12 protein-coding genes are annotated in these 11,769 nt (G+C 70.5%); 5 read left to right on the forward strand and 7 right to left on the reverse strand.

Annotated features, from left to right (window positions below; translation table 11 throughout):
* The first annotated feature begins 180 nt into the window (after positions 1 to 180).
* Positions 181 to 1,551: a TAXI family TRAP transporter solute-binding subunit gene (locus D7V80_RS15815; RefSeq protein WP_120588954.1), complete on the forward strand. Its 1,371-nt coding sequence runs from the start codon at positions 181 to 183 to the stop codon at positions 1,549 to 1,551.
* Positions 1,552 to 1,566: 15 nt separating this feature from the next.
* On the opposite strand, the gene D7V80_RS15820 is transcribed toward D7V80_RS15815, so the two are convergent.
* On the reverse strand, positions 1,567 to 1,905 hold the full coding sequence (locus D7V80_RS15820; protein ID WP_014394471.1) for a hypothetical protein: 339 nt from the start codon (positions 1,903 to 1,905) through the stop codon (positions 1,567 to 1,569).
* Positions 1,906 to 2,094: 189 nt separating this feature from the next.
* Between D7V80_RS15820 and D7V80_RS15825 the strand changes: the two genes are divergently transcribed.
* Together D7V80_RS15825 and D7V80_RS15830 are read left to right on the forward strand one after the other, a co-directional pair.
* Positions 2,095 to 3,159 (forward strand): helix-turn-helix transcriptional regulator, encoded by a 1,065-nt coding sequence (locus tag D7V80_RS15825; RefSeq protein ID WP_158616641.1) that lies wholly within the window; start codon positions 2,095 to 2,097, stop codon positions 3,157 to 3,159.
* A gap of 102 nt (positions 3,160 to 3,261) precedes the next feature.
* Positions 3,262 to 4,332 (forward strand): helix-turn-helix transcriptional regulator, encoded by a 1,071-nt coding sequence (locus tag D7V80_RS15830; protein ID WP_120588956.1) that lies wholly within the window; start codon positions 3,262 to 3,264, stop codon positions 4,330 to 4,332.
* A gap of 36 nt (positions 4,333 to 4,368) precedes the next feature.
* Here the strand turns inward: D7V80_RS15830 and D7V80_RS15835 are convergent, their stop codons facing one another.
* Positions 4,369 to 5,250 carry an alpha/beta hydrolase gene (locus D7V80_RS15835; RefSeq protein ID WP_120588957.1) on the reverse strand — a complete coding sequence of 294 codons (882 nt, stop codon included), beginning with the start codon at positions 5,248 to 5,250 and terminating at the stop codon, positions 4,369 to 4,371.
* Positions 5,251 to 5,252: 2 nt separating this feature from the next.
* Positions 5,253 to 6,215, reverse strand: coding sequence for a TIGR01777 family oxidoreductase (locus tag D7V80_RS15840; protein ID WP_120588958.1), 963 nt, complete (start codon positions 6,213 to 6,215; stop codon positions 5,253 to 5,255).
* A gap of 279 nt (positions 6,216 to 6,494) precedes the next feature.
* Here D7V80_RS15840 and D7V80_RS15845 point away from each other — a divergent pair, with 279 nt between their 5' ends.
* Both D7V80_RS15845 and D7V80_RS15850 read left to right on the forward strand, forming a co-directional pair.
* The gene (locus D7V80_RS15845; RefSeq protein WP_120588959.1) at positions 6,495 to 7,322 is read left to right on the forward strand and encodes an endonuclease I family protein; all 828 of its coding nucleotides are present in this window, start codon (positions 6,495 to 6,497) and stop codon (positions 7,320 to 7,322) included.
* A gap of 128 nt (positions 7,323 to 7,450) precedes the next feature.
* A complete protein-coding gene (locus D7V80_RS15850) occupies positions 7,451 to 7,984 on the forward strand; it encodes a hypothetical protein (protein WP_120588960.1) in 534 nt (177 codons plus the stop codon).
* Positions 7,985 to 7,987: 3 nt separating this feature from the next.
* Here D7V80_RS15850 and D7V80_RS15855 read toward each other — a convergent pair whose 3' ends face one another.
* From D7V80_RS15855 to D7V80_RS15870, 4 genes are all read right to left on the reverse strand, one after another.
* The gene (locus D7V80_RS15855; protein WP_120588961.1) at positions 7,988 to 9,025 is read right to left on the reverse strand and encodes a hypothetical protein; all 1,038 of its coding nucleotides are present in this window, start codon (positions 9,023 to 9,025) and stop codon (positions 7,988 to 7,990) included.
* 6 nt (positions 9,026 to 9,031) lie between these two features.
* Complete coding sequence (locus tag D7V80_RS15860) at positions 9,032 to 9,463, reverse strand: DUF2089 domain-containing protein (protein ID WP_014394480.1); 432 nt, start codon at positions 9,461 to 9,463, stop codon at positions 9,032 to 9,034.
* A 46-nt stretch (positions 9,464 to 9,509) separates the two neighbouring features.
* Positions 9,510 to 10,250 (reverse strand): YqjF family protein, encoded by a 741-nt coding sequence (locus D7V80_RS15865; protein ID WP_120588962.1) that lies wholly within the window; start codon positions 10,248 to 10,250, stop codon positions 9,510 to 9,512.
* A gap of 84 nt (positions 10,251 to 10,334) precedes the next feature.
* A complete protein-coding gene (locus tag D7V80_RS15870; RefSeq protein ID WP_370452501.1) occupies positions 10,335 to 11,486 on the reverse strand; it encodes an acyltransferase family protein in 1,152 nt (383 codons plus the stop codon).
* Between the last annotated feature and the right edge of the window lie 283 nt (positions 11,487 to 11,769).

Raw genomic sequence — 11,769 nt, forward strand, 5'->3', positions numbered from 1 at the left:
GGACATCACCCACCCGCCGCGCCAACCCATGCCACACCCCTTCAAAAAGGCCTGGGAGGGAGGGTGTGTCGCGCAAGGGGATGCGCCAAGTGCCCCCGGGTCGTGACGTGCTCGCTTGCCTGGACCGACGCGGTGTACGGCAGGGCCGCGCACTGCGGGGTCGCTATACTGCGCGGCTTCATGAAGACGGACACGTTGAAGACGCAGCTCAAGCGCACGTTGCGGCGCGACCTGTGGTTCGCCGTTGCGCCCGCGTCGCTGCTCATCGCGGTGGCGTTCGCGGTGACGTTCTATTTCGTCAAGCCCGCGCCGCCGAAGACGCTGGTGATGGCGCTGGCGCCGGAAGAGGGCGGCTTCAACTACATGGCGAAGCGCTACCAGAAGTTCCTCGCGCAGCACGGGGTGACGCTGGAGCTGCGCAACACGAAGGGCTCCGTGGGCAGCGTGGCGCTGTTGGGCGCGGAGGACAGCGGGGTGGACATCGCCTTCGCGCAGAGCGGCACCACCGGCGGCAAGGGCCAGCAGGTGCCGGAGAACGTGGCGTCGCTGGGGAGCCTCTCCTACGTGCCGCTGTGGGTCTTCTACCGGGGCGAGCCCGTGGACGACGTGCGCGGCCTCCAGGGCAAGCGGATCGCGGTGGGGCCCGAGGAGAGCGGCACGCGCGCGCTGGCGATGACGCTGCTGCAGGCGAACAAGGTGGACACGGCGCCCACGGAGCTGCTGCCGCTGGACCGGGACGCGGCCATCGACGCGCTGACGCAGGGCAAGGTGGACGCGGTGTTCCTGGTGTCGCCGGCGGAGTCGCCGCGCATCCAGAAGCTGGCCGCGGTGAAGGGCGTGCGCCTCTTGAGCTTCCATCGCGCGGAGGCGTACACGCGCCGCTATCCGTACCTGTCGCGCCACGTGCTGCCTCAGGGCGTGTTCGACTTCGCCAAGGACGTGCCGGACCATGACGTGGTGCTGCTCGCGCCCAACGCGCTCTTGCTGGCGAAGGACTCACTGCACCCGGCGCTCGCCTATCTCCTGATGCGCGCGGCCAGTGAGATCAGCGGCACGGCGGGCATCCTGGACAAGACGGGCGAGTTCCCCGCGCCGCTCGCGGCGGGCTTCCCCTTGAGCAGCGAGGCGAAGCGCTACTACGCGTCGGGCGTTCCGCTGCTGCAGCGCTACCTGCCGTTCTGGGCGGCGAACCTGGTGGACCGGCTGTGGGTGATGCTGGTGCCCATCATCGCGGTGGTGGTGCCGCTGGGGCGCGCGGTGCCCGCGGTGTTCCTGTGGCGGGTGCGCTCGCGCATCCACCGGTGGTACGCGCGGCTGAAGGAGATTGAAATCCAGCTGGAGGAGGACCCGGACCAGGAGATGCTCCAGGCCATGCTCAAGCGGCTGGAGGAGGCCGAGCGCGAGGTGAACCGCATCGCGGTGCCGACCGCCTACGCGGAGAACCTGTACTTCTTCCGCGAGCACGTGGACGTCGTGCGCCGCCGGCTCACCCGCAGGCTCGCGGGCGCGCCCGAGCACAAGGACGGGCACCCGTTGCACGTGACCGCGTGACTCAAGAAGGCGGTTTCAGGGGGCCATGCCGAGCAGCTCGCGGATCTGCCGGATCATGGCGATCTCCGATTCGTCCAGGTGGCCGTCGCCGATGACGAGCGCGTGGACCGCGTCGAGCACGGCCTTGGGGTCCTGGCGCAGGACGCTCAGGTTCGGTGGCGGGAGCGGCTGGCCCTCGTGGAGGCAGCGGGTGAGGGCGCTGAGCTCCGTCAGGGGCACGCTGAAGCCGCGTGCGGTTTCGATGATGGCGTCAATCTCCTCGCGGGTGACGCGGTCGTCGCTGGTGGCCACCTGGAGCAGGAGCTTGATGACCTCGATGTGGAACTGGCCTTCAGGGGGCAGCGGGGCAGCCATGTGGGTTGCATCCTCCAAGGATGTCCAGGCTGACCTGCCAGGGGGGGAGCCGTCCAGCCCGGCGTCACCGCCCCGTCGGGGAGCGGAAAGGCGGACGGGTGGGGGAGGGGCTTCCAGCCGGAGGGCTCCTCCGTGTCATGCTTGGGATGGATGGCATTGCCGGGGGAGGCATTCCGTATGGGCAGGGCCTTGCGATTCACGTCACGCGAAGAGTCGATCCAGAATGAGCTGCTGACGAACCTGGTGGGCCTTGGCAGCTACCAGGACATCCATGACGTGCTGGAGCCGCGCGTGCTCCAGCTGTGTCAGGCGGACCACTTCGCGCTGGGGTGCGCCAACCTGGATGGCTCCGTGGGGCTCCAGTGGACGAGCCGCACGACGATGCCCCTGCTCAAGCATTACTCCGAATGGGTGACGCAGGACTTCGTCTTCCAGGCCACGATTGACCAGCCCAACCGCGTGTTGAGCACGCAGGAGATGCTGCGGGGACGGAAGCTGGACACCCAGCCGACCCGTCATCGCAGCGTGGATGCGGGGCTGGATCTGCGGCAGGTGATGGCGGCGCTGCTCATGGAAGAGCAGCAGGGCCTCAAGGGCGGGCTCGCGGTGTACAGCGAGCGCTCGCGGCCCTTCCCGGCGCGCAGCCAGCGATTGTTGCAGTTGCTCGTGCCCGCCATCCATCGCGCGGTCAGTCACGTCCAGAGGATCCATGCGCAGGGATTGGAGCTGGATCTGCTCAAGTCCGGCGCTGTCGAGTCCGGGGCCCTGCTGGTGCTGACGCCCTGGGGCCGGGAGATGGTCCGGACCAACGCGGCCACGCGGCTGTTGGAGAAGTGGTTCGCGCGCTCGGAGCGCACGCCGCAAGGGATTCCCCAGGCGTGGGTGCGGCGGCTGGAGGCGTTGTCGCGCGTGAAGGGGATGCATCCTCCGGCCCTGCTCCGCGATGACCGGGAGCGGGACGGCGAGCAATTGCAGGTGACGTTCTCGCTCTCCGCCATCCTCTGGGCGGGCAATCCGCTGTGGCAGGTCCGCATCCTCGAGCGTCCTCACTGGCTGCGGGAGGACTGGCTGCGATTGCTGACGCCCACGGAGCGCAAGGTGGCGGACGGCGTCCACCGGGGCGATTCGAACCGGGACATCGCGCTCCCACTGGGGAGTACGGAGGGGACGGTGAAGAAGCAGCTGCAGTCCATCTACCGGAAGACCGGGACCTCGAGCCGCACGCAGTTCCTCGCGCAGGGGCGCCGCGTGTAGCAGGCGGCCACGCCCGACAGGTCCGCCATACCTCTTTGGGGGGATGGGCCCCGTTTTCGCCCTCGTAATACTTGATGGGTATTGCAAACGGGGGTCGTACCCATGGGCAAGGCACGGAAGTTCCTGTCGCGTGAGCAGTCGTTGGTCGCGGAGCTGAAGGAAGCGCTGGGCAACGCCCGGACGCTGGAGGACGTCTACGAAGCCCTCTCCCGGGCGCTCCTCTCGCTCTGCGAGGCGGACCACCTCGCGGTGGGCTGCGCGAACCCGGATGGGACGGCGGGGTTGCAGTGGAGGACGGACACCGTCCACCCCCTCCTCAAGGATTACGCCGAGTGGGTGCAGGAGGATTTCGTCTTCCGCGCCACGGTGGTGCAGCCCAACCTGGTGCTCAGCGACGAGCAGATGCTGCGGGGGCAGGCGCTGGTGGAGACGGAGACCTTCCGGCGCAGCCAGGGCGCGGGGCTGAAGCTCAAGCGCGTGCTGGCGTCGCTCCTCTTCACGGAGCAGGACCTGAAGGGCGGCATCGCGATGTACCGGGAGTCCTCCCGGCCCTTCACGCTCCGGGCGCAGTGGTTCCTGCAGCAGATCATCCCGTACATCTCCCGGGCGGTGGCGCGGCTCCAGGAACTCTACGCCGTGCGCTTCGAGCGGGACCTGCTGAAGGCCATCGCGATGGGAGCGAGCCCGGTGCTGGTGCTCAACAGCCTGGGGCGGAAGGTGGTGGACACGGGGCCGGCCATTCCGCTGCTGGAGCGGTGGTTTGCGTCCCATGAGCTCAGCGACGGGGTTCCCCGAGCGTGGGCGGAGCGGGTGAGGGCGCTGTCCCGCTTCGATGTCGCGGTGGATCCGCGGCTGGAGTCCCTCACGCTGGAGCGCGGCGCGGACCGGCTGGACGTGACGTTCAGTCCCTCCGCCGTCAGCTGGGGGGGCCGCAACCTGTGGCAGTTGCGGATGCACGAGCGGGTCCACTGGCTGCGCCCGGACTGGAAGGAGAAGCTCACCGCCCAGGAGTCACGCGTGGCGGACTGTCTTCACGAAGGCCTGGCGAACAAGGAGATCTCCTCCCGGCTCGGGTGCTCCGTGGAGACGGTGAAGGTCCACATCAAGTCGCTGTTCGAGAAGACCGGCATCCACAGCCGCGGGGAGTTCGTCGCCAAGGGCCGCCGGGAGTGAGACGGCCGGTGGGAGTTCGTCATCCGGGGACAGCGCTCAGAGCGCGCGGCCGAAGAAGTCGCGCAGGCGGCGCGCGTAGTCCTCGGGGGCCTTCTGGGCGTACTCGCCGTGGGCTGCCTCCGGCACCACCCACTGCTCGCGGGGTTCGCAGGCGGCGCGGTAGAGGCGGCCGTCCAGCTTCTGGGGGCCGTCCGGGTCGCTGCCTCCGTTGATGAGGAGCAGCGGCCGGCCCTCCAGCCGGCACATGCCGTCCACGGGCCGCACCGCGTCCACGTCGATGCCGGACCGGCGCAGGCCCCACAGCACCGCCCAGGTGCTCAGGCCGTAGTGGGAGCCCATGTCCCCCGCCAGGTCCGGGAACGCTCCCGCCGCCGCCACCGCCTTCACCCGCGCGTCCTCCTGCGCCACCAGCAGGGCCGTCGTCCCGCCCATGGAGAACCCGAACAGGCCCACGCGCCCCGGGGTGACGTCCGGCCGGGCCCGCACGAAGGCCAGGGCCGCGCGCACGTCCTCGCGCTCACTGTCGCCCCAGCCCACCGTGTCGCCTTCGCTTTCGCCCTGGCCGTGCAGGTCGAAGAGCAGGACGCCGTGCCCCGCCTCCGACAGCACCGAGGCTTCGAAGAGCATGCGCGTGCGGTTGTCCGCGAAGCCGTGCACCAGCACCACCGCCGTCCCGTCGCGGGACGGGACGTACCACCCTCGAAGCTTCCGCCCCGCCGCTTCGAAGGACACGTCCTCCATGTCTGGCAGCGCGTCCGGGTTGGGGGGCGGCGTCACCGGGATGCGCGCCGGATGCACCAGCGCCTGGGCCGTGCGCAGGCCTCGCGCCGCCGTGAACCCGCCCGTGCCCAGCGCTCCCAGCACGAGCCCCAACGCGGCGATGCGACCCCAGCGGACGCGGTACTGCTTCGTGGACACGGTCAGCTCCGGACGGGGCCGCTCCCCACGCGCCAGCGCTCGACGAGGTTCGTCACGGCGGTCCCCCAGTCGGGGTACTCGAAGGTGAAGCCCGCGTCCAGCAGCCGCCCGGGCACCACGCGGCGGCTCTTGAGCAACAGCTCCGTGTCCGTGCGCATGAAGAACGCGCCCACCTCCAGCATCCACTTCGCCGCTGGCAGCCCCACGCTCACGTGCGCCGCCTCGCGCAGCTTCGCCATCAGCTCCCGCTGGGGCAGGGGATTCGGCGCGGCCAGGTTCACCGGCCCGTCCAGGTCGTCGCGCTCCAACAGCAGCTGCACCGCGCGCACGAAGTCCCGGTCGTGGATCCACGACACGTACTGCCGCCCGCTGCCCGCGGGGCCGCCCAGCCCCCGGCGCGTCAGGCCCAGGAGCACGTCGAAGATGCCCTCCTTGTCCGGGCTCATCACCATCGCGGAGCGCAGCGCCACCTTGCGCGTGTGGGGCGTGTCGGCTTCCGCCAGCGTGCGCTCCCAGGCCTGCGCGATGTCGATGCTGCGCTTCCAGTACGCGGGCACCCCCGGCTCGTTCCCACCAATGAGCCCGGTGGCCTCGTCGTTGGGCGCGTCCAGCCGGTGCGCGTACAGCGTCGCGGTGCTCATCTGCAGCCACACGCGCGGCGGCTTCGCGGCCTGCTGGATGGCCTGGCCCACCACCCGCGTGGAGTCCACCCGCGAGTCCATCATCTGGCGCAGGTTCTCCTCCGTGTAGCGGCAGTTCACGCTGCGTCCCGCCAGGTTGATGACCGCGTCGGCGCCATCCACCTCCTTCGCCCAATCACCCAGGGTGCGCCCGTCCCAGGACACCGTGCGCGCCTCGCCCCGGCCTCCCCGGCTGATGAGGACGACGTCATCCCCCCGCGCGGTGAACGCCCGTGCCAGCAGGGCGCCCACCTGTCCCGTGCCACCCGGAATCACGACCTTCATGAACGAAACCCCCTCATGTGGTGCGACACCCGGAGGCATAGCGCGCGCCCCATCCGGGTCGCCCGGCTCCCGGAAATGGGCCCCCGGGCCGTCCTGGTGCCGCCGATGAGCCCTGCTTTTCCCCGGCTCCGGAGCCCGGCGGTGGGGCATTTCCCGGGATGTCCCGGGTCGGACGGAAGAAACCAACCGGCTCGGAGGGAAAATGCGGCGCGTCACGCAACCGGGCCCGCGTTCGGACGACAATGCGTCATCCCCCCACCTCGAATCCTGAGGGCCGTCATGATCATCCCGTCCCGCCCGCTCTCCGCGACCCGCCCCTCGACGAACTCCGCGTCGGCCCCGGCCAACACGGCCCGTGTCACCCCGAAGGCGTTCTCGTCGGTCTCCACGTTCGAGGCCGGCCCTTCTGCGAAGAAGGCCCCGACGACGCCCACGACGCCGGTGCCCGCGCCGCAGGTGCCGGTGGAGGACGTGCCGCCCAAGTCGGATCCGCGCTACGACGGGCTGAAGGACCAGGCGCTGATCAACGCCCTGCATGACGCGGTCAGCAAGCACAAGAACCTGGGCTACGACCAGGCGCGGAAGATCATCTTCACCACCCTGGACAACCGCGACGGCGTCGTGACGTGCGTCTACACGGGCAAGGAACTGAAGACGAACAAGATTCCCAACAGCAACGTGATGAACACCGAGCACACCTGGCCCCAGTCCAAGGGCGCCACGGGCGCGGCGAAGGCGGACCTGCACCACCTGTTCCCCACGGACAGCAAGGCCAACTCGGTCCGGGGCAACTACCCCTTCGGCACGGTGACGAAGGTGAAGTGGGAGGAGAACGGCGCCAAGTTCGGCACCGACGCGCAGGGCCGCACCGTCTTCGAGCCGCCGGACGCGCACAAGGGCAACGTGGCGCGCGCGCTGTTCTACTTCTCCACCGTCTACAGCAAGGCCATCCCCGCGAACGACGAGGCCGTCCTCAAGGAGTGGAACAAGCTGGACAAGGTGGACGCGGCGGAGGTGGCGCGCAACGACGCCATCGAAACCTACCAGCAGAACCGCAACCCCTTCGTGGACGACGCGTCACTGGCCGACCGCATCGCGGACTTCTAGAGTCCGGGGCATGTCCCATCCGCTCGCGCCCTTGTGGGCGCTCGTCCCTGGCCGCACCGGTGTCCCCCTGATGAAGGTGGGGGGGCACGCCCGAGGCGCCGGGCCCCCTGGAGTGGCCCGCCTGCGCGATGTGCGGCGGGCCCCAGCGCTTCCTCTTCCAGCTGCCGCACGTCGAAGGACGGCTGGACCTGGCGCCGTACGCGTCGGTCCACGTCTTCCAGTGCGAGAACCCCGACACCGTCTGCTTCCGCTGGGACCCGGAGGAGGGCGCCAACGCCGCCGTGCCGGTGAAGGCCGGCGCGCCGTCCGTGAGCGCGCCGCCGGGGCCGGTGAAGCCGTACGCGGAATGGACGCTCGGCTTCGAGCCCGCCACCGAGGACACCGAGGCCCTGTCGGTGGACGTCAACGAGGCCACCGAGGAGCAGTTCGCCGCGCTGGACCGCGCCAAGGAGGAGGCGCCGGAGAGCAAGGTGGGCGGCGTGCCCGTGTGGCTCAACGGAGAAGGCACGCCGGAGTGCTGTGACGCGCCCATGCGCTTCGTCGCGCAGCTGGCCGCGATGCCGTTCGGCCTGGACTTCGGCGACAACGGCCGGGGCTACCTCTTCCGCTGCACCCGCGAGGACTGCGTGCGCCCCTTCCGCTTCCTCACGCAGGGCGCCTGAGCCTCAGCGCTGCATCGCCTTGAGCAGCTTGTGCGCGTCCTCCGCGCTGAGCTTGCCGGCCTCCACCAGGTCCAGCACGCGGCGCATCTCCTCGTCGGGGATGCCCTGGGCCTGCTGCGGCGGCGGGGGCGGCACGGGCGGCTGGGGCCGGTGGTGCCGGGAGCCCTGGCCCGCCCAGGGCGGCGCGCCCCAGGAGTTCGCCCAGGCGTGGGCCCACTGGTTCGCGTGACGCTCGGCGCGGCGCTGCCAGCGCTCCGCCTGACGCTGCCAGCGCAGTGACTCCTCCTCCCAGCCCTCCGCGTCCTCGCCGCGCGAACGGCCCGACTCGCGGATGCGCACCGAGCCCAGCTCCGTCTCCAGCAGCATCGTCGTGGCCGCCTGGGGGTTGGACGGGTAGCGCGTCTGCGCCGAGCCCAGCGACGTATGGGCGGAGATGTTCACGTCCAGCCCGGGCACCAGGCGCAGCTCCACCGCGCCCACCTGCGTCCCGATGCGGTGCTCGCCCACGTCCAGCGCGTCCACGTCCAGCTTCACCGCGCCCGCGGCGGCGTGGACGTGGAGGGTGCCGCCCACGCGCTCGCCGATGATGCGGCCCGCGCCCGTGCGCAGGGTCAGCTTGCCGTGCACGTCGCGCAGGCTCGCCGTGCCCGCGTCGGTGTTCAGCTCCAGCTCGCAGTCCTTCAGGCCGGAGATGCGCACGGCGCCCGCGTCCAGCAGGAGCTTCGCGCGCACGTCGGGCGGCACGAACAGCTCCGCCTGTCCGCCGTGGCGCCAGAACAGGGACAGGAAGCCGGCCTCGCGCGGCATCAGCTCCACCTTCGTCACCCGGCCGTGCTCCTGGATGCGCGTCTCCACCCGGCCGTGCGTCACCAGGTAGGGCTGCTCTCCCTCTGGCAGCGGCGACACGACGAGCGTGGCGGCGGGCGCGTGCAGCACCAGCTCCGCGTGCTGTCCCCACGGAATCGCGTGGCGCTGGGTGCCGTCGCGCGAGGAAGACGAGGCGTCGGAGGACGGCGTGGCTTCAGGGTCCATGTCCATCATGGGTGGTTACTCCCGTGCCTTCTTGAGACGTTGAGCGGCCTCGTCCGCGTCGATGAGCCCGGCCGCGAGGTCATCGAGAATCTGCGCCCGGCGCGGGGAGCCGCGCTCCCGGGGCGGAGGTGGCGGCGCGGGAGGCGTGGGAGGCGGCGGGACTCCGGGCGCTTGGCCCAGGGCCTCCACCACGTCGTCCAGCCGCGCCACCACCGTCGGATAGGAGAGGCCCAGCGCCTGCTCCACGTCCTTGATCTTCCCCCGGCAGGCCATGAACACGCGCACGAACGCGAGCTGCTCCGGTGACAGCTGCTGCACCCAGCCCGTCGTGAAGCGCCCCTCCACCGCGGACGCGCACCCGTCGCAGCGCACCCGCTCGATGACGGTGCCGCCTCCACAGACGGGGCAGCGGGTGGGCACGGGCCAGGTGGATTTGGAGGTCGTCATGGTCGGTTCTTCAGAAAATCAATTTCGAAATTGAGAATATTGATTTCTATGGCGCTGGCAAGGGCGGGAGTCCATTTCCAGGAAAGACGGACACTTCCGAGCCGGTGGCCACGAAGGCGGAGTGGGGCGTGCCCCGGAGGCACTCCGTGAAGGCGGGGCCGTAGAAGCGGGCCACGTCGCAGTCGAAGGCGGTCTCCCGGGCGCGCCAGACGGTCCAGCGGGGATGCTCCACGCGGTACTCGGCGCAGCCGCCGTCGCGCTGGGCGGTGTAGCCCCAGTAGTGCTCGGTGATGAACTCCTCCTGGGAGCCGGGGGCGCTCTCGGCCGGCGTGCCGAGCGTCCGGGCCGACAGCTGGTGCCAGCGGCCGTGGGACTTCCAGGCGTACTCGACGTGGCCGGGCGCGCCGGTGTCCGCGCCGTCCATGTTCACGGCGTGGCGCATGGGGTGCGCGACGTAGGGCTCGTTGTAGAGGACGCGCGCCACGGTGGCGATGGCGAGCCGGGGCACGATTTCGCGCACGAACACCACGCCGCGCCGCCAGCCTTCAGGGCCCAGGCGGCGCACGTAGAAGCGCAGGTTCACCTCATCGAAGTCCCGGTGGAACGGCACCGCGAGTCCCCGCACGCGCGTGTCGAGGAATCGGAAGCCGACCATGCTCGCGAACGTGCGGCCCTGCCACGCGTCGAGCTCCGTGCCACGGGGGACGAGGGGCCGCAGCACCGCCGGATCCACCTCGTAGTTGAGCATCAGCAGGTACCGCCACGTCGCCGTCAGGAAGGGGCGCATGCGTGAGGTCTAGCGCGCACGCGACGTCCGGGCCCAGGCCCGCCCCCTTGCGCGGCTTCTGTCGAGCAGAAGCGCGGGCCGCCGTCAGGGAACGGCGGGCTGCGGCTTCCTGGAGGTGAGTCCCCGCTCCAGCCGCTCCCGCCACTTCAGCGCGGGCCGCTCCACGCCATGGTGCAGCGCGAGCGAGGCGAGCAGCACCGCCACGGCGCCGCCCACCCACGTGACGACGTGGAACGCGTCCATGCCATGGGGCGCCAGCGCGTCCCGCACGGAATGCTGCACGGCCTTGTGCGTGAGGTAGACGGTGAAGCTCAGGACCGCGAAGGTCTTCACGCCCGGGATGCGCGCGCAGACGCGAGAGGCCGTGGGGCCCGCAAGCGACATCAAAAGCGCCGAGAAGCCCAGCGCGGCCAGGGGGAACGCCAGCAGGACGTAGGGGAGGTAGCGGTAGTGCTCCTCGTTGATGAAGAGGACGCCGCCCAGGCACGCGAGTCCCACGATGGCCATGGCCCGTGCGCGTGCGCCGCGAGTCCAGCGCTCCCAGGCCTGTGGCCGGAAGACGCGCAGGGCCGCGAGCAGCACGCCGCACGTCAGCCCGTCGAGCCGCGCGTACGTCGGGTAGTAGAGCAGCTTGTCGAACTCGCGCCAGCCTGGATCGCCCGGCCCGAGCGCGGAGAAGTGGTGCTGCCACAGCCCGCCGCGCAGGAGCATGCCTCCGCCCATCACGGCCGCCGCGATCGCGATGAGGGACGGCGCGCGGAGGCGTCCGCGCAGCGCGAGCACGGTGAGCGGCAGCACCAGATAGAAGTGCTCCTCCACGCACAGCGACCACGCGTGGGAGAAGCCGTTGCGGCGCAGGCCGAAGTTCTGCGTGAAGGTGAGGAAGCGCCACGCGGGCGTCACCACGGGCATCTCGGTCCAGGCCGGTACGAAGAGGTAGAGGCCCAGCACGACGAGGAAGGCCGGAAGGATGCGCAGCGCGCGCCGCAGGTAGAAGCGCCGCAGTGACGGCGTCTCACCGCGCGACACCGGCTCCAGGAGCTGCGAGCCGATGAGGAAGCCGCTGAGCACGAAGAACAGCTCCACGCCCGTCCACCCGAAGTTGGCGAACGACTGGTAGGCCTCGTGCCCTTGGGGGCGGGGGTAGTGGTAGACGACGACGACGAGGATGGCCAGGCACCGGAGCAGGTCCAGGCCGGCCAGATGGCGCGGTTCGGTGGCGTTCAGCGGAGTCAGCTTTCAGCGGGGGATGCGCCCGATGCTAGCAAGACGCATCCGGGCCGCCAGTGACACGCCGCTCAACCCGTTCGGCTCGCATCGGGCCAGACGCGCCGGTCACGAGTTCACGAAGATTTCCCGCACGGCTGAGCCCCATGGCCTGGCCGCCCAGGCGCAAGGCCTTTGAAATCGAATGCGCTCCATCGGGATGAGAAGGTGAGAACGGTTGGAGGCTCCCTGTCAGAGGCGCACCGAAAAAACCTGTCCGACAGTCGGACAAGTTTCGAGGCCTCCGTGAGCC

The organism is Corallococcus sp. CA054B (assembly GCF_003611625.1).
Lineage (GTDB): Bacteria > Myxococcota > Myxococcia > Myxococcales > Myxococcaceae > Corallococcus > Corallococcus coralloides.